At 70.4% G+C, this 23,989-nt stretch carries 21 protein-coding genes and 4 pseudogenes; 8 read left to right on the top strand and 17 right to left on the bottom strand.

Annotation, left to right across the window (positions count from 1 at the left end):
* Positions 1–13 precede the first annotated feature (13 nt).
* The 3 genes from ACFJI0_RS04160 to ACFJI0_RS04150 all read left to right on the top strand — a co-directional run bounded on the left by ACFJI0_RS04160 (position 14) and on the right by ACFJI0_RS04150 (position 2,825).
* Positions 14–1,381, top strand: a complete 1,368-nt coding sequence (locus ACFJI0_RS04160) for an acyclic terpene utilization AtuA family protein (RefSeq protein ID WP_382323537.1) — start codon at positions 14–16, stop codon at positions 1,379–1,381.
* Between the two features lie 62 nt (positions 1,382–1,443).
* Entirely contained in the window at positions 1,444–1,809 is a 366-nt protein-coding gene (locus tag ACFJI0_RS04155) for a hypothetical protein (RefSeq protein ID WP_382323536.1), read from the top strand.
* Between the two features lie 38 nt (positions 1,810–1,847).
* The gene (locus tag ACFJI0_RS04150) at positions 1,848–2,825 is read left to right on the top strand and encodes a Bug family tripartite tricarboxylate transporter substrate binding protein (protein WP_382323535.1); all 978 of its coding nucleotides are present in this window, start codon (positions 1,848–1,850) and stop codon (positions 2,823–2,825) included.
* A 17-nt stretch (positions 2,826–2,842) separates the two neighbouring features.
* Here the strand turns inward: ACFJI0_RS04150 and ACFJI0_RS04145 are convergent.
* Positions 2,843–3,590 (bottom strand): annotated as a pseudogene (locus ACFJI0_RS04145) (SDR family oxidoreductase).
* Positions 3,591–3,693: 103 nt separating this feature from the next.
* Here ACFJI0_RS04145 and ACFJI0_RS04140 point away from each other — a divergent pair.
* Positions 3,694–4,645: pseudogene (locus ACFJI0_RS04140) on the top strand (AraC family transcriptional regulator).
* Here the strand turns inward: ACFJI0_RS04140 and serA are convergent.
* From serA to ACFJI0_RS04095, 9 genes are all read right to left on the bottom strand, one after another.
* Positions 4,576–5,838 (bottom strand): phosphoglycerate dehydrogenase, encoded by a 1,263-nt coding sequence (gene serA, locus ACFJI0_RS04135; protein WP_382323534.1) that lies wholly within the window; start codon positions 5,836–5,838, stop codon positions 4,576–4,578. The pseudogene ACFJI0_RS04140 and the gene serA sit on opposite strands and share 70 nt — an antisense overlap.
* Positions 5,839–5,883: 45 nt before the next feature.
* Entirely contained in the window at positions 5,884–6,678 is a 795-nt protein-coding gene (locus ACFJI0_RS04130; protein WP_382323533.1) for an AadA family aminoglycoside 3''-O-nucleotidyltransferase, read from the bottom strand.
* Positions 6,679–6,683: 5 nt separating this feature from the next.
* Positions 6,684–7,205 carry a DUF2894 domain-containing protein gene (locus tag ACFJI0_RS04125; RefSeq protein ID WP_382323532.1) on the bottom strand — a complete coding sequence of 174 codons (522 nt, stop codon included), beginning with the start codon at positions 7,203–7,205 and terminating at the stop codon, positions 6,684–6,686.
* Positions 7,206–7,227: 22 nt separating this feature from the next.
* Complete coding sequence (locus tag ACFJI0_RS04120) at positions 7,228–7,890, bottom strand: OmpA family protein (protein ID WP_382325501.1); 663 nt, start codon at positions 7,888–7,890, stop codon at positions 7,228–7,230.
* A complete protein-coding gene (locus ACFJI0_RS04115; RefSeq protein ID WP_382323531.1) occupies positions 7,890–10,136 on the bottom strand; it encodes a DUF802 domain-containing protein in 2,247 nt (748 codons plus the stop codon). The genes ACFJI0_RS04120 and ACFJI0_RS04115 overlap by 1 nt, the downstream gene beginning before the upstream one ends.
* Before the next feature lie 9 nt (positions 10,137–10,145).
* Positions 10,146–10,799: a DUF3348 family protein gene (locus ACFJI0_RS04110; protein ID WP_382323530.1), complete on the bottom strand. Its 654-nt coding sequence runs from the start codon at positions 10,797–10,799 to the stop codon at positions 10,146–10,148.
* Between the two features lie 97 nt (positions 10,800–10,896).
* Positions 10,897–12,222: a glycerate kinase gene (locus tag ACFJI0_RS04105; RefSeq protein WP_382323529.1), complete on the bottom strand. Its 1,326-nt coding sequence runs from the start codon at positions 12,220–12,222 to the stop codon at positions 10,897–10,899.
* 70 nt (positions 12,223–12,292) lie between these two features.
* Positions 12,293–13,288, bottom strand: coding sequence for a Bug family tripartite tricarboxylate transporter substrate binding protein (locus tag ACFJI0_RS04100; RefSeq protein WP_382323528.1), 996 nt, complete (start codon positions 13,286–13,288; stop codon positions 12,293–12,295).
* Between the two features lie 46 nt (positions 13,289–13,334).
* Positions 13,335–14,552, bottom strand: a complete 1,218-nt coding sequence (locus tag ACFJI0_RS04095; protein ID WP_382323527.1) for a M20 aminoacylase family protein — start codon at positions 14,550–14,552, stop codon at positions 13,335–13,337.
* Between the two features lie 92 nt (positions 14,553–14,644).
* Between ACFJI0_RS04095 and ACFJI0_RS04090 the strand changes: the two are divergent.
* Both ACFJI0_RS04090 and ACFJI0_RS04085 read left to right on the top strand, forming a co-directional pair.
* Positions 14,645–15,040, top strand: a pseudogene (locus tag ACFJI0_RS04090) (LysR family transcriptional regulator); the annotation flags it as partial.
* A gap of 85 nt (positions 15,041–15,125) precedes the next feature.
* Positions 15,126–15,626, top strand: a complete 501-nt coding sequence (locus ACFJI0_RS04085; RefSeq protein ID WP_382323526.1) for a LysR substrate-binding domain-containing protein — start codon at positions 15,126–15,128, stop codon at positions 15,624–15,626.
* 2 nt (positions 15,627–15,628) lie between these two features.
* Here ACFJI0_RS04085 and ACFJI0_RS04080 read toward each other — a convergent pair.
* The 3 genes and pseudogenes from ACFJI0_RS04080 to gcl form a co-directional block, all read right to left on the bottom strand.
* Positions 15,629–16,566 (bottom strand): annotated as a pseudogene (locus tag ACFJI0_RS04080) (2-hydroxy-3-oxopropionate reductase).
* Positions 16,563–17,381, bottom strand: a complete 819-nt coding sequence (gene hyi, locus ACFJI0_RS04075; RefSeq protein ID WP_382323525.1) for a hydroxypyruvate isomerase — start codon at positions 17,379–17,381, stop codon at positions 16,563–16,565. Before hyi ends, ACFJI0_RS04080 begins: the two are co-directional and overlap by 4 nt.
* 30 nt (positions 17,382–17,411) lie before the next feature.
* Positions 17,412–19,199: a glyoxylate carboligase gene (gene gcl / locus ACFJI0_RS04070; protein ID WP_382323524.1), complete on the bottom strand. Its 1,788-nt coding sequence runs from the start codon at positions 19,197–19,199 to the stop codon at positions 17,412–17,414.
* A 136-nt stretch (positions 19,200–19,335) separates the two neighbouring features.
* On the opposite strand from gcl, the gene ACFJI0_RS04065 reads away from it, so the two are divergent.
* The gene (locus tag ACFJI0_RS04065) at positions 19,336–20,250 is read left to right on the top strand and encodes a LysR family transcriptional regulator (protein ID WP_382160660.1); all 915 of its coding nucleotides are present in this window, start codon (positions 19,336–19,338) and stop codon (positions 20,248–20,250) included.
* 6 nt (positions 20,251–20,256) lie between these two features.
* Here ACFJI0_RS04065 and ACFJI0_RS04060 read toward each other — a convergent pair whose 3' ends face one another.
* Positions 20,257–20,736, bottom strand: coding sequence for an Lrp/AsnC family transcriptional regulator (locus ACFJI0_RS04060; protein WP_382160664.1), 480 nt, complete (start codon positions 20,734–20,736; stop codon positions 20,257–20,259).
* Positions 20,737–20,806: 70 nt separating this feature from the next.
* On the opposite strand from ACFJI0_RS04060, the gene ACFJI0_RS04055 reads away from it, so the two are divergent.
* Positions 20,807–21,766 carry an EamA family transporter gene (locus tag ACFJI0_RS04055; RefSeq protein ID WP_382323523.1) on the top strand — a complete coding sequence of 320 codons (960 nt, stop codon included), beginning with the start codon at positions 20,807–20,809 and terminating at the stop codon, positions 21,764–21,766.
* On the opposite strand, the gene ACFJI0_RS04050 is transcribed toward ACFJI0_RS04055, so the two are convergent.
* The 3 genes from ACFJI0_RS04050 to ACFJI0_RS04040 are packed head-to-tail and all read right to left on the bottom strand — an operon-like array spanning position 21,729 to position 23,978.
* A complete protein-coding gene (locus tag ACFJI0_RS04050; RefSeq protein WP_382323522.1) occupies positions 21,729–22,430 on the bottom strand; it encodes an alpha/beta hydrolase in 702 nt (233 codons plus the stop codon). The two genes, ACFJI0_RS04055 and ACFJI0_RS04050, sit on opposite strands and share 38 nt — an antisense overlap.
* A 35-nt stretch (positions 22,431–22,465) precedes the next feature.
* Positions 22,466–23,767 (bottom strand): TRAP transporter large permease, encoded by a 1,302-nt coding sequence (locus ACFJI0_RS04045; RefSeq protein ID WP_382323521.1) that lies wholly within the window; start codon positions 23,765–23,767, stop codon positions 22,466–22,468.
* Positions 23,757–23,978 carry a hypothetical protein gene (locus ACFJI0_RS04040; protein ID WP_382323520.1) on the bottom strand — a complete coding sequence of 74 codons (222 nt, stop codon included), beginning with the start codon at positions 23,976–23,978 and terminating at the stop codon, positions 23,757–23,759. Before ACFJI0_RS04040 ends, ACFJI0_RS04045 begins: the two co-directional genes overlap by 11 nt.
* Positions 23,979–23,989: the final 11 nt, after the last annotated feature.

Here is a 23,989-nt window from a genome sequence, read left to right as displayed (position 1 = left end):
TACAGTGCGCGGCATGGCAAACACAACGGTGATTCACGTGGGCTCGGCCGCCGGCTTCTCCGGCGACCGCACCGACGCCGCCGGGCCGGTGGTCGATGCGCTCATCCAGACCGGCGGCCCGGCCTGCCTGATCTTCGAAACCCTGGCCGAGCGCACGCTGGCGCTGGCGCAACTGGCGCGGCTGCAGGACCCGGACGGCGGCTTCGAGCCGATGCTGGACGAGCTGGTGCGGCCCGTGCTCGCGCGCTGCCTGGCGCACCGCATTCCCATCGTGAGCAACTTCGGCGCGGCCAACCCGCTCGGCGCGGGCCGGCGCATCCAGGCCATCGCGCGCTCCCTGGGTCTGCGCGAGCCCCGGGTGGCGGTGGTGCACGGCGACGACGTGGCCCACCGCGTGGCGGACACGCTGATGTCCGCCGACCTGGCCACGCAGCTGGCGGGCCGCGCCGTCATCAGTGCCAACGCCTACATCGGCGCGCAGCCCATCGCCGATGCGCTGCGCGCGGGCGCCGACGTGGTGGTGACCGGCCGCGTCGCCGACCCGTCCCTGGTGCTCGGACCAGCCCTGGCCCACCATGGCTGGGCCCTGGACGACTGGGACCGGATCGCGGGCGCCACCATGGCCGGCCACCTGCTGGAGTGCGGCGCGCAGGTCACGGGCGGTTATTACGCCGACCCCGGCGTAAAGGACGTGCCGGACCTGGCGCGGGTGGGCTACCCCATTGCGGCCATCGCGCAGGACGGCAGCTGCACGGTCTTCAAACCCGAGGGCACCGGTGGCATGGTGGACGGGCACACCGTCAAGGAACAGCTGCTCTACGAGGTGCACGACCCGCGCGCCTACCTCACGCCCGATGTGGTGGCCGACATCACCGAGGCCCGCGTCGAACAGGTAGGCCGGGACCGGGTGCGGCTCAGCGGCGTGCGCGGCCATGGGCGGCCGGACACGCTGAAGGTGAACGTGTGCTTCGAGAGCGGCTGGCTGGCCGAGGGCGAGATCTCCTACGCCGGCGTGCGCGCGGAGCAGCGCGCCAGGCTTGCCGCCGAGGTGCTCACCCAGCGCCTGAACGGGCTGGGCCCGCTGCGCATCGACCTGATCGGCGTGGCCAGCGTGCTGGCCGACGACCAGGGCCGCTGGCTGCAGCACACCGATCCCGGCTCGGCCACCGACGTGCGCTTGCGCGTGCGCACGCGCCACGCGGACAAGGCCATGGCGCAGCGGCTGATGCGCGAGGTGACGGCGCTCTACACCTGCGGCCCGGCGGGTGGTGGTGGCGTGCGCACCGCGCTGCGCCCCACCCTGGGCACCGCCTCCTGCCCCATGGACCGCGCGCTGGTGCCCACCGGCTTTCGCCTGCTGGACGAAGGAGACGGCGCATGAGCGCAGCGCAGGGCCGCTCCCAAGCAAGCTCGCACCGCAGCCCACAGGGCGAAGGTACTCCAGTGAGCCCCCCGGTCCTCACCGTGCCGCTCTGGCGCGCCGCCCACGGCCGCACCGGCGACAAGGGCAACCGATCCAACATCAGCGTGATCGCCTGGAGCGAGGCGCTTTACCCCTTGATCGTGGCGCAGATCACCGCCGAGCGCGTCGCCGCGCATTTCCGGCACCGCCAGCCCAGCCAGGTGGTGCGCCACCTGCTGCCCAGGCTGCACGCCATGAACTTCGTGCTGGACGACGTGCTCGACGGCGGTGTCAACGACGCCCTGAACCTGGACAGCCACGGCAAGGCCCTGTCCTTCCATCTGCTGGAACTCGAACTCGAGGTCCCCGCCCACCTGGTTTCCCAACTGCACGGCCCCTCGGGCTGAGGCGCTTCTTCCTTCACCATCCACCCCAGGAGACAGACATGAACAACAGCCCCTTCACCCGCCGCCACGCCGTGGTCGCGCTCGCCTCGTTGCTGGCCCTGTCGGCCGCCTTCGCCCAGGCTTCGCTCACCACCAAGCCCATCACCTTCATCGTGCCCTTCGCCGCCGGCAGCGCCACCGACATCCTGGCCCGCGCGCTGGGCCAATCGGTCAGCGAGCAGACCGGGCAGCCGGTGGTGGTGGACAACAAGGCCGGCGCCAGCGGCATGATCGCGGCCCAGGCCGCGGCCAACGCGCCCAAGGACGGCCACACCGTGCTCATCACCACCAACACCACGCACGCGGCCAACCAACACCTGTACAAGAAGCTCTCCTACGACCCGGTGAAGGACTTCGCCGCCATCACCGGCATCGGCAAGGGCGGCCAGATCATGATCGTGCGCGCGGACGCGCCCTACAAGAGCGTGGCCGACGTGCTGGCCGCCGCGAAGCAGGCGCCGGGCAAGCTGTCCTTCGGCAGCGGCAGTTCGTCCAGCCGCGTGGCGGGCGAGCTGTTCCAGCAGATGGCGAACGTCAACATCCTGCACGTGCCCTACCGCAGCAACCCCATGGGCATCACCGATCTGCTCGGCGGGCAGATCACCATGATGTTCACCGACGCCTCGACCGGCATGCCGCAGATCACCACCGGCAAGGTGCGCGCGCTGGGCGTCACCTCGGCCAGGCGCATGGCGTCGCTGCCCGACGTGCCCACCATCGCCGAAGCGGGCGTGAAGGGCTACGACATGGGTTACTGGTTCGCGGCCTACGCGCCGGCCGGCACCCCGGCGCCGGTGGTGACGCGGCTCAACGAGCTGTTGCACAAGGCCATCGAGAGCCCGGCGGTGCGCCAGTTCTTCGCCGGCAGCGGCGGCGAGGTGTTCCCCACCTCACCGGCCGAGCTGGTGAAGTTCCAGGCCAGCGAGACCGACATGTGGGGCCGCGTCATCAAGGCCGCCGGCATCGAGGCGGAGTGAGCCGCACCGGGCGCGCGTCAGGCGGCCTGCCGGGCCAGCGCCACCGCGTCCGCGCCCGCCGGGTAATGCAGCCGGGGTGAGGCGTCGTTCGCGGCCAGCCACACGGCCTCGGCCACGTCCGACTCCACGGTGAAGGCCGAGGCCGAGCCCAGGCTGGCGAAGACACTCTGCGCATAGGGCGCGTAGGCCTCGGGGATCAGCCCCTGCATGCGCTGCGCGCCGTTCTCGGTGAAGCGCGTGGTGGGCGCGTAACCCGGCTCGACCAGCTTCACGCGCACGTTGAAGGCCTGCAGCTCGTGCGCGAGCGAGGCGGTGAAGCCTTCGATGGCGGTCTTGCTCGCGGTGTAAGCCGCCACCAGCGGCATGGGCGCGAGCGTGGCACTGGAAGTGACGTTGACCACCCTGCCCGCGCGGCGTTCGCGGAACTGCGGCAACACGGCCTGCGTCATCGCCATGGTGCCGAAGGTGTTGGCCTCGAAGATCTCGCGCACCGTGGCCAGGGGCGTGGCCTCGAAGGCCCCGAACAGGCCCAGGCCGGCGTTGTTCACCAGCACGTCGATGGGCCCGGCGGCCTGCAGGGCGCTGGCGATGCTGGCCGGGTCGGTCACGTCCAGCGGCAGGACGGTCAGGCGCTCCGAGGCCGGCAGCAGGTCCCAGCGCGGCGTGCGCATGGTCGGCCACCACGTGCCAGCCCTGGGCGAGAAAGTGGCGCGCGGTTTCGAGGCCGTAGCCAGACGAGCAGCCGGTGATCAGAACGGTTTTCATGGAGAGGTCCTTGCAAATGAAGTGAGGAGGGTCTCCACGATATCGCGACAAAACAGGACTGACTACAATTAAAAGTCCATCAATCATTCGCCAAAGTCCAATCATGGTGGATCCCCTTGCCGACGTCATCGCCTTGCTGCGGCCCCGCGCGGTGTTCTCGAAAGTGATCAGCGGCGCCGGTGCCTGGGGCGTGCGCTACTCGGCCTTCAGGCAGCCCAGCTTCTGCACCCTGCTGGAGGGCCGCTGCCTGCTCGCCGTCCAGGGCCAGGAACCCATCACCCTGGAAGCGGGCGATTTCGTGTTGATGCCGGCCACGCCGGGCTTCACGCTCTCGGGTTTCGAGCCGGTGGAGCCGGTGGCGATCGACGCCCTGCAGGCGGCCGGCGCCCAGGGCGACCTGCGCCACGGCCGGCCCGACGGCCCGCCGGACGTGCGCATGCTCGGCGGTTACTTCGCCTTCGGCTCGCCCGACGCGGCCCTGCTGGTCTCGCTGCTGCCCGCTTTGTTGCACGTGCGCGGCATCGAGCGGCTCTCGGTGCTGGTGCGGCTGGTGCGAGAGGAATCGACCGAACAGCGCGCCGGCCGCGAGCTGGTGCTGGGCCGGCTGGTGGAGGTGCTGCTGATCGAGGCGCTGCGCTCCACCACCGGCGAAGGCGCCCCCACCCGGCTTGCTGCGCGGCCTGGCCGATGCGCGGCTGGCGGCGGCGATGCGCCTCCTGCACGGCGAGCCCGCGCGCGCCTGGACGGTGGACGAACTCGCCCGGCAGGCGGCGCTGTCGCGCTCGGCCTTCTTCGACCGCTTCTCACGCGCCGTCGGTCTGCGCCCCATGGAATACCTGCTGGCCTGGCGCATGGCGCTGGCCAAGGACCTGCTGCGCCGCGACGGCATGGCGTTGGTCGAGGTGGCCGAGCGCGTGGGCTACGGCTCGGCCAGCAGCTTCAGCACCGCCTTCAGCCGCCATGTGGGCCAGGCGCCGGGCCAGTATCAGAACAGCACGCGGCAACGCAGCGTGCTCGGCACATCGAGCAGGCGGGCCAGCGCGATGTCCGAATAAGCCGCATCGACATCAATCACGACATAGCCCACCTCGCCGCGGGTCTGCAGGAACTGCCCGGCAATGTTGATGTGGTTGTCGGAGAACACCTGGTTGATGCGGGACATGACGCCTGGCACGTTCTGGTGCACATGCAGCAGTCGGTGATGCCCGGGGTGGGCCGGCAGCGCCACCTCGGGGAAGTTGACCGACGAGGTCGTGGTGCCGTTGTCGCTGTACTTCACCAGCTTGGCCGCCACCTCCACGCCGATGCTTTCCTGCGCTTCCTTCGTCGAGCCGCCGATGTGCGGCGTCAGGATCACGTTGTCCAGACCCCGCAACGGCGACTCGAAGAGGTCGTCGTTGCTGCGCGGCTCCTGGGGAAACACATCGATCGCCGCACCCAGCAGGCGCTTTTGCCGAAGGGCTTCGGCCAGGTCCTCGATCACCACCACCTGGCCGCGCGCCGCATTGATCAGCACCGCCTCGGGTTTCATCAGGGCCAGCTCGGTCGCACCGATCATCCATTGCGTCGCGGCGGTTTCCGGCACGTGCAGGCTCACCACGTCGGCCTGTCTCAACACATCGGCCAGGCTCGGCACCTGGCGCGCGTTGCCCATCGGCAGCTTGGTGGCCACATCGAAAAACACCACCTGCATGCCCAGCGCTTCCGCCAGCACCGACAACTGCGCGCCAATGGAGCCGTACCCCACGATGCCCAGCGTCTTGCCCCGGATCTCGTAGGAATGGCTGGCCGATTTGAGCCAGCCACCCCGGTGGGACACCGCGTTTTTCTCGGGGATGCCGCGCATCAGCAGAATCGCCTCGGCCAGCACCAGCTCGGCCACCGACCGGGTGTTGGAAAACGGCGCATTGAACACCGCCACGCCCCGCGCGCTGGCCGCGCTCAGGTCGACCTGGTTGGTGCCGATGCAGAAACACCCCACCGCCGCCAACCGCTGGGCATGGGCCAGCACCTCGGCGCTCAGCTGGGTGCGGGAACGGATGCCCAGGAAATGCACGTCGGCGATCCGGTGCTTGAGCTCGTCCTCGGGCAGCGCGCCGGGCAGGCTCTCGATCTGGCTGTAGCCAGCGGCACGCAGCACCTCCACCGCAGAGGGGTGCACGCCCTCCAGCAGCAGGAATTTGATCTTTTTCTTGTCGATCGAGGTCGGGCTGGCGACCCCGGCAATGGGCGATGCGGGCAGGTTCATGGGTGAAAAATATAGGCGGATTTGATCGGCACAGTGGGCGTAGGCTCAATCCGTCGAACCCACGCGCTCGATCTCGGCCCGGACATGCCGCACGAACGCCGCCACGCCTTCCGCGTGTTCGGCCAGATCGTCTCGCGCGTGGCCCAGGTAGGCCGAGCGCGCCTTGGCCAGGACAGGCCGATGCCTTTCGGGCAGGCGCTCGAGCGCCCAAGTGGCGGCGGCGTCCTTGGAGGCAATCCCGCCGGTGACCGCGCTGAACCAGATGCGCGCCAGGGCGAGCACCACGTTGCGTTCGTCGCCCACCCAGTCGGGCGCCTCGTTCCACTGCGCCACGGTGTCGAGCAGCGCCTGCGCGAAATCGGCGGGAGGCACGGGCTCGAACAGCTCGGCCGCGGGCGGTCCCATCAGCGCGGCGCTGTGTTGCCGCAGCTTGCTCAGCAGGATCGCCAGGTCGTGGTCCTCCATGGCGGGCTCGATGGTGCCGGCCAACAGGTCGTCGCGCAGCCATTCGCCGAACTGCATTTCGCGCCGCGCGGGATGCCGCCAGGGCACCACGTCGCCGCGCGCGAGCACCGTGACTTCGAGCGCGCGCAGCGGCCCCTCGGTGCCGGGTGGCGCGGAGACGGACAGCAGATCCACCATCAGCGCGCGACGCACCGGCTCCGCCAGGGGCGCGCTCACCGTGACCATCAGGTCCACGTCGCTGAAGATTTGCAGTCCACCGTCCAGGGCCGAGCCGAACAGGTGGATCGCCTCCAGTGTGTCGCCCAGGTGGCGCTCCAGCACGGCGCGGGTGGCCGCGAGTTGTCCGGCGATCCCGGCGGGCACGGGGTGGGTCATGGCGTTCATTTCTTCTGCCGCGCCGCCTTGGGCTTGCCGGCCGGCTGCTTGAGCTGGGCGCTCGCCTGCTCCAGCCACAGCAGGGTGTCGGCGTGCGCCATGAAACGGCGCAGGTAGTCCGGCGAGAGTTCGCGCAGCAGGCCCAGGGTGCGCAACACCAGCATGTGCGAGTTGAGCGGGCCGGCGTTTTCGGGACCGCGCTGCACGGCCTGCACCACCTCGTCTTCGGCGCACAGGCGCGACCAGGTTTCGCGAAACGCCTGCGCGCTGCGCAGTTCGGGGCGGCCCGCGGCGGTGCCCGGCGCCTGCGTGGCGGTGGCGATGTGCTGGTGGAGCCGGCCCAGCGGGGTGAGCGGCTTGGGCGGTGGCGCGCGCGGGCGCCGGGGCGGTGCGGCGGGCGCCACCGTGTCCTGGGCAAGCTCTTCGGCGGGCGCCACCACCGGCAGCTTCGCGCGCAGCAGGCGTTGCACGGCCTCGGGCGCGGCCTCCAGGCGGCGCGCCAGGGCGGCCAGGTAATGGGCGTGCACGGCGTCGGCGTCGTGGCTGATCTCAGGGCTTCGGGGTGGGCGCCGGGGCCGTCTCGGGCACGGGTGCCATCTCCACGCGGCGGTTGAGCGCGCGGCCCTTCTCGCTGCCGTTGGAAGCCACGGGCTGCTCGGCGCCGAAGGCCGCGCTGAACACGCGCTGCGGCGGCATGCCTTCCTGGATCAGCGCGCGCGTGACGGTGAGCGCGCGCTGGGCCGAGAGTTCGAGGTTGTCGGCGAAGCGCTGGTTGGTGGCCTGCACCGGGCGGTCGTCGGTGAAGCCGCTGACCATCAGCATCTCGTCGCGCTCGCCCAGGTAGACCTGCAGCGGCGGCACCAGGCTCTGCAGGATCTGCCGGCCTTCGGGGCGCAGCTCGTCGGAGTTGAGCGCGAACAGCACGCTGCCGCTGATGCCGATGCGGCCGTTGTCCAGCGTCACACGGCCGTTCTGCAGCGGAATCGCCAGGGCTTTTTCCAGGGCCATGCGGCGCTGCTCTTCCTGCTGGCGCTTCTGCACCTCGGCCTGCAGGCTGGCCACCAGGTCCATCTGCACCACGAGCACGCCGACCAGGATGAGCACGAAGGCGCCCACCAGGCCGGACATGAGATCGCCGAACACGGCCCACACCGGCGCGGTGTGGTCGGTGCCGTCCTCGTCCTCGATGTGGCGGTCGTCCAGGCCGATCATCACGCGGCCTTCTTCTCGGCGGGCCGCGGCTCGCGCAGGCGGCGCAGGTTTTCCACGATGCCTTGCTGCGAGCTGATGCTGAGGTCGATCACCTCGCGCGCCTGCGCCACGTAGTAGGCCAGCTGTTCGTCGCTGCGCGCCATGGACTGCGTGACGGCGCTTTCGATGCGCTGCAGGTTCTCGATCAGCTTCTCGTTGGTGGTGCTGAAGAGCTGCACGCCGTGGCCGAAGGCCTCGCCCAGGGCGGCGAGTTCGATGGCACTGCCGTTGACCTGCGCGGCCACCTCTTCGGCGCGCACGGCCTGCACGCCCACGGTGTCGGCGAACTGGCGCCCCACCTGGTCGAGCACCGCGCCGGCGGAGGTGACGAGCGATTCGACGGCGGCGCGCTGTTCGCCCGTGGCCTGCTGCACGGACTGCAGCAGCGCGTCGATGTTGTGCATGAGCGCGGCGCGTTCCTGCAGCGCCGTGTTGTCGCGCGCGGTGAGCTGGCTCATCTCCTGGCGCAGCTGGGCGATCACCTCGGCCGCGGCCTTGGGCGCCTCGGCGGCGGTGTCCAGCAGGCGCGCCATCGGCGCTTCGAGCGCGGTGCCCAGCGTCGCGAGGTGGGTCGCCACCTGGTCGTTCAGCGAAGCCTGCAGCTCGCCCACGCGCTGCGCGCTGGCCTGGTCGCGCGCGGCTTCTTCGCGGCGCAGGCTGGCGAGTTCGTCGCGCCAGAGGGTCGCGGTCTGTTCCAGCGTCTGCGCCACGGTCTGTTGCTGGGCCAGGGTCTGCGCGCCGAGCTGTCGCCATTCGTTTTGCAGTGTGGCCGCCAGGGTCTGCAAGGTCTGCGCCCACGCGGCGTGCTGCTGCTGGTCGGCCGTGGTCTGCTCGGCGTGCGAGCGGCTCACGGTTTCCTGCACGCCGGTGATCAGCGCGGCGCAACGCTGTTCGAAGCTGGTGGTGAAGGCGGTGAGCGCGCGGTCCAGGCCCTGCGCCTGCTGTTCGCTGGTGTGGGCGTGCTGCTGCAGGGCAGCCGTCCAGCCGTCGGCCACGGTGCCCGCGGTGGCGCCGAAGCGCTCGGAGAGCTGGTTCATCTGCGCCTGCACCGCCGCGCTCACGCGCTCGTGCAGTTGCGTCGACTCCCGCGCGAGCGCGCCCATGGCGTTTTCCACCACCGGCTGCAGGCTCTCGCCGGCCGCGCGGGCGCTGGCGCTCAGGCTGTCCTTGAGCGTCTTCTCGACCGAGTTCGCCAGGCCCTGGTAGGCCTCGCTGGCCTCCCGGTGGAACTGCGTCTGCCGCGCCAGCAGCTGTTCGTCCAGTTGCTGGCCGCGCTGCTCGATCTGCGCCATCAGCGCGATGGTGCCCTTGGCGCTGTCCACCACGGGCCGCAGGCTCTCACCGGCGGCCTGGGCGCTGGCGCTCACGCTGTCCTTGAGCGACCGCTCCACGGATGTCGCCAGGCCCTGGTAGGCCTCGCTCGCCGCCTGGTGGAACTGGGTCTGGCGGGTCAGCAGCTGCTCGTCCATCTGCTGGCTGCGGCGTTCGAGCTGCGCCATGAGCGCCTGCAGCTGGTTCACCACGGCGGGCAGCGCACCGGCCTGCTGCTGCAGGGCGTCGAAGGTGGCCTGGCGCTGGTGGGCCAGCGAGAACGGGCGGAACACGGTGGCGGTGTGGGCTTCGAGCTGGCGAGCCACGTCGGCGCGCTCGCGCCGGGCGATGGCGGACATCAGGCCCAGCATGGCCGAGGTGCGCACGCCGACCACCGAGGTGCCGAAGGCCAGGCCCAGGCCCTTGATGGGCGCGGCCAGCGCCGAGCGGATGGCCTGCAGGTCGGCCGAGCCTTCGAGCGTGAACACCACGCCCTTGAAGGTGACCACCATGCCGAGGAAGGTGCCCAGCATGCCCAGCATCACCAGCAGGCCGATCAGGTAGGGCGTGAGCGCCAGGCCGGGCAGCGCGCCGCGCTCGCCCTCGATGCGCTGGCGCACGGCGTTCTGCAGGCCGGGCGGCACGCGCGCGAGCCAGTCGCCCAGCGTGGCCAGCGGCTGCGGCACGTTGGCCAGCGCCTCGGCGAGCGAGGCGGTGGTCTGCCGGTAGCGCCGGATCTCCTGCGCGCCCAGCAGGTAGACCGCGCCGATGACCGCGGTCATCGCCAGCGCGAAAAGGCTGGAGCCGACAAAACCCGCGCCCACCCAGGCGATGGCCAGCAGGCCCAGGACGAAGGCGGCGGTGAAAAACAAACGGTTCAGGAAAGGGCTGTTCATGGATTCAATTCAATGCGGCTTCGCGGGCGCCTGGGCCAGCGCTTCGATCATGCCCAGCACCGGCTGCAGCCGCAGGTCGAGCTCGGCCAGCAAGGCCTGCTGGAGGTCCTGCTCGAACAGGGGGGGCCAGGTGTCGGGGTGGGTCTGGCGCTGGTGTTCGAACCGCGCCTTGAGGAAGGCCGGCAGGCCGGCGAGCAGTCGCTGCTCGCGCCCGCCCAGCATCTGGTCCAGCGTGGCGTCCAGCGCGGCGAGCTGCGCCAGGCGGGGCGAGGTGGCGGCCAGGGTCTGGCGCAGGTGGCCGCGCAGCGCGTCGATGCCCATCTCCATGCGGCGCTGCTGGTCGAGGCAGCGCTGGTGGTGGGGGGCGAATTCGGCGTCGCTGGCGTCCACCGGCGGTTGGGGTGGCGTGGTGATGGACTGGCTGAGCGTGGCGCGCAGGCGCTGCAGCTCGGCCTGCGCATCGGCGGCGTTGTTCTTGACGGCGGCGCGCCGGGCCGTGACCGAGGGCAGGGTCTGGTGGGCCGAATGCAGGGCGATGGCGTCGGCCACGTTCAACCACTCGCCCAGGCGCTCGGCCATGTCCTGGCGCGGCACATCCGCCGACACGGGCAACCACCCGGCGAGCTGACGCACCAGGGCGGAACGGTTGAAATGGCTGCGCAAAAGACTTTCCTAGGGCGCCCTTTCGGGCGCGATCGACATCAAGCGGGTTGTGGGGGCTCCGCCGGCGGGGTTCACCGCCGGGCGGAACGCGCCGGTGTCACACCACCAGCACGGCCCGGAAGTCGTTCACGTTGGTGTGCGTGGGCCCGGTGATCACCAGGTCGCCGATCGGCTCGAAGAAGCCGTAGGCGTCGTTGCGGGCCAGGTGGTCGGTGAGCTTGAGGCCCTTTTCGCTGGCTCGGGCCAGGGTGTCGGGCGTCACCAGCGCACCCGCATTGTCCTCTACCCCGTCGATGCCGTCGGTATCGGCCGCCAGGGCCCACACGCCGGCCTGCCCGCCCAGGGCCTGCGCCAGGCCCAGGCAGAACTCGCCGGCCCGCCCGCCCCGGCCCTTGGCCTGGCCGGGCGCGCGTGGGCGCACCGTGACGGTGGTTTCGCCGCCGCTCAGGATCACGCACGGCGTCTGGAAGCTGCTGCGGCCCAGCGCGGTGGAGCGCGCCATCGCGCCGTGCACTTTGCCCACCTCGCGCGACTCGCCTTCGATCTCGTCGCTGAGGATCACCACGTTCAGGCCCAGGGCACGCGCCGCCTCGGCGGCGGCCTCCAGGCTTTGCTGCGGGGTGGCGATGAGTTCCACCGCGTGGCCCTGCAGGCGGGTGTCGCCGGGTTTGGGGGTTTCGAGCGCGCCGCTTTCCAGCTGCGCGCGCACCGCCGGCGGCACCTCGATGCCGTAGCGGCGCAGGATGTCCAGCGCCTCGGCGCAGGTGGAGGCATCGGCCACGGTGGGGCCGCTGGCGATCACGCTGACGTCGTCGCCGGGCACGTCGCTGATGGTGAGCGTGACCACGCGCGCGGGCGCGCAGGCCGCCGCCAGGCGCCCGCCCTTGATGGCCGAGAGGTGCTTGCGCACGGTGTTCATTTCGCCGATGTGCGCGCCGCTCTCCAGCAACTGGCGGTTGATGCGCTGCTTGTCTTCCAGCGTGAGGCCTTCGCAGGGCAGCGTGAGCAGGGCTGAGCCGCCGCCGGAGATCAGGCACAGCACCAGGTCGTCGGCCGTGAGGCCATCGGCGAGTTTCAGGATGCGCTGCGCGGCGTCGAGCCCGGCCGCGTCGGGCACGGGGTGGGAAGCCTCCACCACCTCGATGCGCCGCGGCAGGCCTTCAGGCCGGGGCGGCGTGTGGTGGTAGCGCGTGACGACCAGGCCCGAGAGCGGCGCGTCGGCCGGCCACAGGGCTTCCACCGCCTGCGCCATGGCCCCGCCGGCCTTGCCCGCGCCCAGCACCAGGGTGCGGCCTTTGGGCGGTTTCGGCAGGCTCGCGGCCGTGTTGTGCAAAGGCAGCGCGCGCTGCACCGCCACGTCGTACAGGTGGCGCAGCAGGTCGCGGGGGTCGTTCAGACTGGGTGGGGTGGTCGGCTCGTTCATGAGGAGGAAGTCTAGCGACCCCAGGGTACATCGGGTTACAGACTGGTAACATCCGAAACCCACCCCCGACTCACTCGCGCATGTTCGCGAATTTCACCAGGCCCGCGTACTTCTGGAGGTCGGCGCGCATGATCTGCGCCAGGTCTTCGTTGCCGGCCGGCGGAATGGCGCCGCCCGCCTCCAGGCGCTGGCGGAAACCCGGCTCCGCCAGCCCCGCCTTGAGCGCGGCCGAGAGGCGCTGCGCGATCTCCGGCGGCAGTCCGCGCGGCGCGGCGAGCGCGAACCAGCCGACCAGGTCGTAGCCCTTGAGTTGCGGGTGCTCACCCAGCGCGGGCACCTGCGGCAAGGCAGGAAAGCGCTGCGCCGAGGTGATGCCCAGCGCGGTGATGCGCCCACCCTGAAGGAAGGGAGCGGCGGCGGTGGGCGAGACGATGGCGAAGTCCAGCGTGCCGCCGGCCAGATCGCTGGTGAGCGCGCTGGTGCCGCGGTAGGGAATGTGCGTGATGAACAGGCCGGCGCGCTGCTTCACGAGTTCGCCCGCGAAGTGCAGCGTCGAGCCCACGCCCGAGCTGCCGTAGCTGTACTTGCCGGGGTTGCGCTTGACCAGCGCGATGAACTCGTCGAGGTTCTTCACCGGCATCCCGGATCCGGCCACCAGCAGCACCGGCGCCGTGGCGATGAGGCCGATGGGCGTGAGGTCCTTGATCGGGTCGTACTTCTGCGCCGGGTTCACCAGGCCGGTGGCGGCCATCTCGTTGCTCGAACCGGCCAGCAGGGTGTAGCCGTCGGCCGGGCTGTTGACCACGCGCTGCGCCGCGACGATGCCGGCCGCGCCCGAGACGTTCTCCACCACCACCGTGGTGCCGAGCTTGGCGGTGAGCACGTCGGCGACCACGCGCGCGGCCATGTCCACCGAACCACCCGGCGCGTAACCCACCACGATGCGGATCGGCTTGGTGGGGTAAGTGCCCTGGGCCAGGGCCGGGGAAGCCACACCGACGAGGGCGGTGGCACCGAGGGCGGCGATGGCCGCGCGCCGGGAGAACGAGAGGAGCGGGTGGGACATGGTGGCGGTGCCTTCGTGGGTTGCGGGACAGGAGATGCGGCGCCGCTCAGCTCGCGGGCGCCAGGAAACGGCGCGCCAGCTGCACCCAGTAGCTCGCGGCGATGGGCAGCATGGCGTCGTTGAAGTCGTAACCGGGGTTGTGCACCATGCAGCCGCCGCTGCCGTGGTGCTCGCCCACGCCGTTGCCGACGATGAGGTAGCTGCCCGGGCAGTGCTCCAGCATGAACGAGAAGTCTTCGCTGCCGGTGAGCGGCTGCAGCTCGGGCAGCAGGCCCTCGTCGCCCAGCCAGTCGCGCGCGACCTCGCGCGCGAAGCGCGTGCTCTCCACGTGGTTGACCAGCGCGGGATAGCGCCAGTGGTAGTCCACCTCGGCGCGCACGCCCAGCGTGGCGGCCTGCGCCTGCACGAGCGCGGTGATGCGCTCGCGCAGCATGGCGCGGATCTCGGGGCGGTAGGCGCGCACCGTCAGGCGCATCTGCACGCTGCCGGGGATAACGTTGGGCGCGTCGCCGCCGTGGATCGCCCCCACGGAGATCACCGCCATCTCGCGCGGGTCCACGTTGCGCGAGACGATGGTCTGCAGCGCCACGATGATGTGGGCGGCGGCCACCACCGGGTCGGCCGCGAGGTGCGGCGAGGAACCGTGCCCGCCCTGGCCCTGCACCGTCACCATGACCGAATCGGACGAGGCCATGAACGGCCCTTCCTTGAAACCGAACTGGCCGACAGGAAAGCCCGGCATGTTGTGCAGCGCGTACACCGCGTCGCACGGGAAACGCTCGAACAGGCCTTCTTCGACCATGCGGCGGGCGCCGCCCAGGCCTTCTTCGGCCGGCTGGAAGATCAGGTTCAGCGTGCCGTCGAAGCCCCCTTCCTGCGCCAGGCAGCGCGCGGCGGCGAGCAGGATGGCGGTGTGGCCGTCGTGGCCGCAGGCGTGCATCTTGCCGGCCACGGTGCTCGCGTAAGGCAGGCCCGTGGTTTCCTGGATGGGCAGCGCGTCCATGTCGGCGCGGATGCCCAGGCGGCGCGTGCCCTGCCCCCGGCGCAGCGTGCCCACCACACCGGTGCCGGCCAGGCCCCGGTGCACCTCGTAGCCCCACTCGGCCAGGCGGGCGGCCACCAAGTCGCTGGTGGCGAACTCTTCGTAGGCGAGTTCGGGGTGGGCGTGGATCTGGTGCCGCAGGGCCACCATCTCGGCAGCGGTCTCGCGCACGGCGGGCAGCACTTGGTGAATGGCGGCAGCGTTGTCGATGCAGAAGTTCATGCCAGCGAGTCTATGAACCGCCCCCCGCGCGGGGTAGACAGGTCAAACTGCTCGACGCTCGCCGCTGCCTGTCGTGGACATAATGCCGTCATATGAAAGTGCACCAGCTCCGCTACCTCGCGACGGTGGCCGCCGAAGGCAGCATCCGCGCGGCGGCGCGCTCGCTGGGGCTGAGCCAGGCCACGGTGACGCAGGGGCTGCGCGAGCTGGAGACGCACGCCGAGATCGCGCTGCTCACGCGGCACGGCCACGGCATCGCCCTCACGCCGGCGGGCCAGGATCTGCTGGTCCACGCCCAGCGCGTGACGGCCCAGCTGCGCGAGGCCGAGGAGGCGCTGGCGCGCCACCGCGACTCGGGCGCCACGCAGCGGCTGTCGGTGGGTGTCACGCCCTGGGTCGCGCAGACGCTGCTCGCGCGCGTGGTGCCGGCCTTCCGGGCGGCCCTGCCGCACGTGCAGCTCGAGTTCTTCGACGGCCTGTCCGCCCTGGCCTACCCCAAGCTGCGCGAAGGCAGCTTGGACCTCATGATCGGGCGCATCGCCCCCCGACGACGCGATGCAGGGCCTACAGGCCATGCCCCTGTTCAGCTACGACATGACGGTGGTGGCGCGCCTGGGCCACCCGCGCAGCGCCGCGCGCTCGCTGGCCGAGCTGCTCGACGACGACTGGATCCTCAACTTCGCGCCGATCGAGCGCGCGATGATCCTGGACAACCTGTTCGGGCAGCACGGTATCGAGCCGCCACGCCAGCGCATCCACCTCGCGCATTCGGCCTCGCTCATGCTCACGCTGGTGCAGCAGACCGACATGCTCAGTTTCTGCCCCTGGCCGCTGGTGGAAACCGCCAGCCTGCGCGACCGCTTGGTGGCCCTGCCCCTGCGCGAACGCTTCCGCTCCCACCTGGTGGGCGTGGTGCGCCGCGCGCAGGAAACGCCCTCGCCCGCGGCGCGCAGCTTCATCGCGCTGTTCCTCGACGCGATGCGCCACTGGGCGGCCTCCCCCGACCACCCCGAGTGGCGCCATGTGCTGCGCTCGGTCGAATTGATCGACCCCGGCGCCGCCCCGGACGCCTGAGCTCAGGCCGCCGGTTCGGGGGCGATCTCGTGCTTCGCCATCAGCTCCAGGCTGCGGCACAGGGCCGAGTGGTCCAGCCCGGCCATGCCGTGGGCGGCGCAGCTTTGCATGAGCTGGGCCGCGCTCGCGGTGTGCGGCAGGCTCAGGCCCAGTTCCTTCGCGCCCTGCAGCGCGAGGTTCAGGTCCTTCTGGTGCAGCTCGATGCGAAAACCCGGGTTGAAGGTGCGCTTGACCATGCGCTCGCCATGCACCTCCAGGATGCGGCTGGCCGCGAAGCCGCCCATGAGCGCCTGGCGCACCTTGGCCGGGTCGGCGCCGGCCTTGCTCGCGAACAGCAGGGCCTCGGCCACGGCCTCGATGTTGAGCGCCACGATGATCTGGTTGCGCCCCTTGGTGGTCTGACCGTCGCCGTTGCCGCCCACCAGGGTGATGTTCCTGCCCATGGCGGCGAACAGCGGCTGGGCGCGGTCGAACGCGGCCTGCGGGCCACCCACCATGATGGTCAGGCTCGCGGCCTTGGCGCCCACCTCGCCGCCGCTGACCGGGGCGTCCAGGTAATCGCAACCCAGCGCGTTGATCTTCTGCGCGAAGGCCTTGGTCGCCATGGGGCTGATGGAGCTCATGTCGATCACCAGCTTGCCCACCCGGCCGTCCGGGCCGGTCGCGCTGTCTTTCAGGCCCTTGGCGCAGCGCCGGTCTCGCCGAACAGCACGTCGTCCACGTGCGGTGTGTCGGGCACCATGGTGATCACGATGTCGGCGCGCCGCGCCACCTCGGTGGCGTTGGTGCACACGGTGGCGCCGGCTTCCGCGAAGGCCGCCGGGATCTTGCCGCGGCTGGTCACGAACAGCGCATGCCCGGCCTTGAGCAGGTTGAGGGCCATGGGCGCGCCCATGATGCCCAGGCCGACGAAGCCGACCTTGAGTCCGTCCTTGGTCATGCCGGTTCTCCTTGCAGTTCGAGCGTCTGGCCGTGCGCGGCCACCCACGAGAGGCCTCTGTCCGTGCCGCCGGGGCCGGGGTCGCGTGGCTTGTATTCACAACCGATCTGGCCGGTGTAGCCCAGGTCGTCGATGGCGTCGAACAGGTAGCGGTAGTTGATTTCGCCGGTGCCCGGCTCGTGGCGGCCGGGCGTGTCGGCCAACTGCATGTGGGCGATGCGCGGCAGCAGGTCCTTGATGGTGCTGGTGAGCTCGCCCTCCATGCGCTGCGCGTGGTAGATGTCGTACTGCAGGAAGAGGTTGTCCGAGCCGACCTCGTCCATCAGGGCGATCGCCTGGCGCGGGCGGTTCACGAAGAAGCCGGGGATGTCGAAATGGTTGATGGGTTCGAGCAGCAGGCGCACCCCTTGCTGCTTCGCGGCCTCGGCCGCGAAGCGCAGGTTGCCCACCAGCGTGGCCTGCGCCTGCGCGGTGCCCGTGCCCTTGGGCGGAATGCCGGCCATGCAGTGCAGGTTCGGCGCGCCCAGTGCGGTGGCGTACTGCAGGGCGCGCGCCACGTTGGCGCGGAACTCGTCTTCGTGACCGGGCCAGCAGGCCTTGCCGCGTTCGCCGGCGGCCCAGTCGCCCGCCGGCATGTTGTGCAGCACCAGTTGCAGCTGGTGCTCGGTCAGGCGCTGCCTGATCTCGTCGGGCTGGAAGTCGTAGGGGAACAGGAACTCCACCGACTTGAAGCCCGCGCGCGCGGCGGCGGCGAAGCGGTCAAGAAAGGGCAGCTCGTTCCAGAGCATGGAGAGGTTGGCGGCGAAGGTCGGCATGGGAAGGTGTCCTTGTCTCTGTTCTCGGGTTCAGTCCAGCAGGCCCACCGTCTCCAGGCCCTGCGGGGCGCGGCAGTCGATGGCCTCGAATTCGTTGATCTTGTCGATCTCGGTGCCCATGGCGATGTTGGTGACGCGCTCCAGTATGCATTCCACCACCACCGGCACGCGGTGCAACGCGGCGAGTTGCTGCGCTTCGCGCAAGGCGCCCTGCAGCTTCTCGGGGTCGGTCACGCGCAGGGCCTTGCAGCCCAGGCCCTCGACCACGGCGACGTGGTCCACCCCGTAGCCGCGCAACTCGCCCGCGCCCTCGTCCAGGTTCTGGTTGTCGAAGGCCAGCTGCACGCAGTAGTCCATGTCGAAGCCGCGCTGGCTCTGGCGGATCAGGCCGAGGTAGGAGTTGTTCACCAGCACGTGCACGTACGGCAGGCGGAACTGCGCGCCCACCGCGAGTTCCTCGATCAGGAACTGGAAGTCGTAGTCGCCCGAGAGCGCGACCACGTTCTTCGTCGGGTCGGACGCCACCACGCCCAGCGCGGCCGGCATGGTCCAGCCCAGCGGGCCGGCCTGGCCGCAGTTGATCCACTGGCGCGGGCCGTAGACGTGCAGGAACTGCGCGCCCGCGATCTGCGACAGGCCGATGGTGCTCACGTACACCGTGTCGCGGCCGAACACCTGGTTCATCTCTTCGTAGACGCGGTGCGGCTTCATCGGGATCTGCTCGAAGTGCGTCTGGCGCAGCATGAGGCGCTTGCGCTCGGCGCAGCGGCCGGCCCAGTTGGCGTAACTCGGCCAGCGGCCGGCGGCCTTGCGCTCGCGCGCCACGTCCACGAACAGCTGCAGCGCGGCCTTGGCGTCGGACACGATGCCGTAGTCGGGATCGAACACGCGGCCGATCTGCGTGGGCTCGATGTCCACATGCACGAACTTCCGGCCCTTGGTGTAGGTCTCCACCGAACCGGTGTGGCGGTTGGCCCAGCGGTTGCCGATGCCGAGCACGAAGTCGCTCGCGAGCATGGTGGCGTTGCCGTAGCGGTGGCTGGTCTGCAGGCCCACCATGCCGGCCATGAGCGGGTGGTCGTCGGGGATCGTGCCCCAGCCCATGAGGGTGGGGATCACCGGCACGCCGGTGAGCTCGGCGAACTCCACCAGCAGGTCGGCCGCGTCGGCGTTGATGATGCCGCCGCCGGCCACGATGAGCGGCTTGGTGGACGCCGCCAGCATGTCCAGCGCCTTCTCGATCTGCCGGCGGTTCGCGGCGGGCTTGTAGACCGGCAGGGGCTCGTAGGTGTCGGGGTCGAATTCGATCTCGGCCATCTGCACGTCGAACGGCAGGTCGATCAGCACCGGCCCCGGGCGGCCCGAGCGCATGAGGTGGAAGGCCTGCTGGAACACGCGCGGCACCAGCGCGGGCTCGCGCACCGTCACGGCCCACTTGGTGACCGGCTTGGCGATGCTCTCGATGTCCACCGCCTGGAAGTCTTCCTTGTACAGCCGGGCGCGCGGCGCCTGGCCGGTGACGCAGAGGATGGGGATGCTGTCGGCCTGCGCCGAGTACAGGCCGGTGATCATGTCGGTGCCGGCCGGGCCGCTGGTGCCGATGCACAGACCGATGTTGCCGGCGCGCGCCCGGGTGTAGCCCTCGGCCATGTGCGAGGCGGCTTCCACGTGCCGCGCCAGGATGTGGCTGATGCTGCCGCGCTGGCGCATGGCGGCGTAGAACGGGTTGATGGCGGCGCCGGGCACACCGAAGGCCTGCGAGATGCCTTCCTTCTCCAGCACACAGATGGCGGCTTGCGCCGCGGTCATTCGGGCCATGATGCGATTCCTTACCTGGGTTGAGGGACTGGGTTCGATGCTAGGGAGAACCCTTCCTCTTGGGAATGGCAGCGGCGGTACGCTGATTCGATACTCCAGGTATGCAATGAGCCGCCAACGGCGTTAACATGCCGCCATGGACCGCTTCAAGGAAATCGAGGCCTTCGTGATGGCGATGGAGCACGGCAGCCTGGCCGCCGCCGCGCTGCACGCGGGCATCACGCCGGTGATGATGGGCCGGCGCATCGACGCGCTGGAGCGCCGCCTGGGCACGCAGCTGATCCACCGCTCCACCCGGCGCCTGGCGCTCACCGAGCAGGGCGCGGGTTTTCTGGACGAGTGCCGCACGCTGCTGGCGCAGTGGTCGGCCGCCGAGGCCACGGTGTCGGCGCAGAAGCACCGCGCCAGCGGCCACCTGGTGGTGTCGGCCCCGGCGGCCTTCGGGCGCCTGCACGTGGCGCCGCACGCCAGCGCCTTCCTCAAGGCCAACCCCGAGGTCAAGCTCTCGTTCAACCTCACCGACCGCGTGGTGGACCTGGTGCGCGAGGGCTACGACCTGGGCCTGCGCATCGGCGGCGCGATCGACCCCAACTTCGTCGCCGTGCACCTGGCCACCAACCAGCGCGTGGTCTGCGGCACGCCAGCCTACTTCCGCAAGCACGGCAAGCCGCGCACGCTGGACGACCTGAAGGAACACAACTGCCTGGCCTTCAACCTGCAGGGCGGCCAGCAGCGCGGCTGGTACTTCCAGCAGGGCGATCGCACGGTGACGGTGCGCGTGGAAGGCAACCTGGACTGCAACGACGGCGAGCTGCTGCACCGCTGGGTCAGCGAGGGCATGGGCCTGGGCTGGCGCTCCACCTGGGAGATCCAGGCGCAGCTGCAGCGCGGCGAGCTGGTCACGGTGCTCGACGAATTCGCCCTGCCCGCCTACGACATCCTGGCCGTCTACCCACAGCAGCGGCACCTGCCGGCCAAGGTGCGCTTCTTCATCGACCACCTCAAGAAGGTCTACGCGCGGCCCGGCTACTGGCTGCGCGAGACACCCTGAGCCGCCTCAGGCCTCGCGGTCGGCGGGCAGCTGCAGCGGGCGGTCTTCGAACTCGGTGTTGAGCACCACGGTGCTGGTGGTGCGCGCCACGCCGGGAATGGCCTTGATCTTGTAGAGCACCTCTTCCAGCGCGCGCGCGTGGGTGGTGCGGATCTTGGCCAGGAAGTCGTGTTCGCCGGCCACGCTGTGCAGCTCCAGCACCTCGGGCAGCTCGCGCAGGCGCGGCGCCACGTCGCGGCAGTGCGCGCCGCCGTCGTTGCGGATCGCCACGAAGGCGGTGAAGCGCAGGCCCACGCGGTCCGGGTCCACGCGCAAGGCGAAGCGTTCGATCACACCGCGCTCGGCCATCTTCTTCACGCGCTCGTGCACGGCGGCCGTGGACAGGCCCACCTCGGCCGCCACCTCGGCGTAGGAACGCCGGCTGTCAGCGCTCAGAACCGTAAGAATTCTGGCGTCCGTGTCGTCGATATTGATATTTGCTTGCATACGACCGATATTGTGATCAAAATGCAGTCATTAAGCGATCTGCCGAATAATTTCCGCCAATTAACTCGCGATGCCTGCCATTTTCAACCTGAATCGCCTGGACCGCCAGACCCTGCGCCTGGGTGGCGCCCTGCTGATCGTCTACCTGGTCTGGGGCACGACCTACTTCGCGCTCGACGTGGCCATGCAGTCCCTGCCGCCCGTGCTCATGAACGGCGCGCGCTTCGTGCTCGCGGGTGTGTTGATGCTCGGCATCGCGCGCTGGCAGGGCCAGGCCTGGCCGACGGCGGCGCAGTGGCGCGCGAGCGCCCTCATCGGCGGCCTGATGGCTTTCGCCGCCATGGCGCTGGTGGTGCTGGCGCAGAAGGCCGGCATCGGCTCGGGCCTGATGGCCACGGTGGTGACCACCATGCCGATGTGGCTCGCGCTGTGGACGCGCTGGGGCGGCGAGCGCGTGCCGCTGACCAGCTGGATCGGCCTCGCGCTGGGCGCGGGCGGCGCGCTGCTGCTGGCGCTGGAGGGCGATTTTTCGACCACGTTGATGGGCTCGCTGTGCGCCTTCGGCGCGCCCTTGGCCTGGAGCCTCGGTTCCTACGCCTCGCGCCGCATGGCCCTGCCACCACCGGCCATGGCCTCGGCCGCGCAGTGGCTGCTGGGTGGCCTGCTCGGGCTGGTGGTGGCCGCGCTGTGGGAGCCGGGCGCGCGCACCGTGGCCTGGCAACAGGTGTCGCTGGCCTCGGTGCTGGCCTGGTTGTACCTGGTGGTCATGGGCACCATGGTCACGCTCAACGCCTACCTCTGGCTGCTGAAGAACACCACGGCGGCGCTGGCGGGCAGCTACTCCTTCGTGAACCCCGTGGTGGCGCTGTGCGTGGGCGTGTGGCTGGGCGGCGAGCGGCTCACCGGCTGGGTGTTCGTCGCGATGCCGGTGATCGGCCTGGCGCTGGCGCTGATCCTCTACGGGCGCGACATGGCGCGCCTGGCCGGCACGCTCATGCGTCGGCCAGGACCTTCAACAACCACACGTTGAGGTCGTCCACCTCCTGCGTGCTCACGGTGTGTTCCATCGGGTAGCTGTGCCATTCCACCGCATACCCCAGGCGCTGCAGCTCGTCGCGCGAAGCGATGGCGCGGTCGATGGTGACCATGGGGTCGTCTTCGCCGTGCGCGAGGAAGATGGGTGTGTCGCGGTTGGCCTCACCGCGCTCGGCGGCGGTGGTTTCGGCGATCGGCAGGTAGCCTGAGAGCCCCGCCAGCCCGGCCAGGCGCTGCGGCGCGCGCAGGCCGGTCATGAGCGTCATCGCGCAGCCCTGCGAAAAGCCCATGAGCACGATGCGGTGGGCCGGCACGCCACGCGTGACCTCGCGGTCGATCAGGCCCTGCACCAGGCCTTGCGCGGCGCGCAGGCCGGCCTCGTCTTCGAGGCGCGGCACGGCCGGGTTCGCACTGGGCGGGTGGATGTCGTACCAGGCGCGCATGCGGTAGCCGCCGTTGAGCGTGACCGGCAGCACCGGGGCGCTGGGGAACACAAAGCGCACCGGGCCGAGCGCGCGCAGGTCGAGCTCGCGCGCGATCGGCACGAAGTCGTTGCCGTCGGCGCCCAGGCCGTGCAGCACGATGATGGAGGCGGCGGGCTGGGCGGCGGCGTCGCCGCCGCTCACCGCTTCAAGGGTTTCGAGGAAAGGGGTGTTCATGAACGGCAGCATAGCGCCACGCGGGCGCCATGCCGCTATTCAATGAACCCTGGCAGCCACAGCGACAGGGCCGGGAACGCGCACAGGATCAGCAGGCGCACCACGTCCACCGCGATGAAGGGCATGGTGCCCTTGTAGATCGCGCCCAGCGGCACGTCGCGCGCGATGGAGTTGATCACGAACACGTTCATGCCCACGGGCGGGCAGATCATGCCGAAGGTCACCGCCATCACCACGATCACGCCGAACCACACCGGGTCGAAACCCAGCTGCATCATCGCGGGGAACACGATGGGCACGGTCAGCAGGATCATCGCGAGCTCGTCCATCACCGCGCCGAGGATCAGGTAGCCCACCATGATGAGCGCGAGCACGCCATACGGCCCCACCGGCAGGTGCACCAGGAACTCCACCGCGTTCTGCGTGAACTGGGTGATGGTGAGGAAGTAGCCGAACAGGTAGGCGCCGACCACGATCATCATGATGGCCGAGGACACGCGCAGCGCACCGATGAGGGCGGCCTTGATCTGTTTCCAGCCCAGGCGCCCGCGCAGCATGCCGATGGCCAGCGTGCCGATCGCGCCCACGCCGGCCGCTTCCTGCACGGTGAAGATGCCACCGTAGATGCCGCCCAGCACGAACACAAACAGCACCACCACCGCCCAGAGCGGGCGCAGCGAGGCGAAGCGCTCGCCCCAGCCCAGGCGCTCGCCGCGGGGCATGGTGTCGGGCCTCAGGCGCGCCACGATGGCCACCACCACGCTGTAGAAACCGATCGCCATGAAGCCGGGGATGATGCCGGCGGCGAACAGCTTGGTGATGTCGGTCTCGGTCATGATGCCGTAGAGCACCATGATCACCGAGGGCGGGATCATGATGCCCAGCGTGCCACCGGCCGCGATCAGCCCGGCCGAGAAGCCCGGGTGGTAACCCGCGCGGCGCATCTCGGGCAGGGCCACCTGCGTCATGGTGGCCGCGGTGGCGACCGACGACCCGTTGATGGCCGAGAAGCCGCCGCAGGCCGCGATGGATGCCAGCGCCAGGCCGCCGCGCCGATGGCCGAGCCAAGCCCGCCCCGCCTTGAACAGCTCGGTGCTCATGCCCGAATGCGAGGCGAAAGCCCCCATCAGGATGAACATCGGGATCACGATGAGGTTGTAGTCGGTGAGCACCGACAGCGGCACGTTGGCCAACAGGTTCAGCGCGGGCGTGGTGCCCGAGAGCAGCGCGAAACCGCCCACGCCGGCGATGCCCATGGCGACGCCGATCGGCACGCGCACGGCCATGAGGGCGAACATGCCCACGAAGCCCAGCAGGGCCACCAGATCACGATCCATGGGCCGCTCCTGGCACGTCGTCGTCCACCGGCTCGGGGCTGGCCGCGCGGCCCTGCCACAGGTGCACCAGGCGCACCAGCGCCAGCACCCCCGCCACGCTGGCGCCCACGGCCGCCACGCTGTAGAACCACTGAAGCGGCAGGCGCAGGTCCATGGTGCCCTGGCTGCCGGTGCCGCCCACCTTGACCCACACCATCCACGCCAGGGGCACGAGGAAGGCGG

The sequence above is a fragment of the Hydrogenophaga sp. UC242_53 genome (assembly GCF_042696965.1).
In the GTDB taxonomy this organism is placed as follows: Bacteria; Pseudomonadota; Gammaproteobacteria; order Burkholderiales; family Burkholderiaceae_C; genus Hydrogenophaga.
This window is presented reverse-complemented; position numbering and strand designations above follow the sequence as displayed.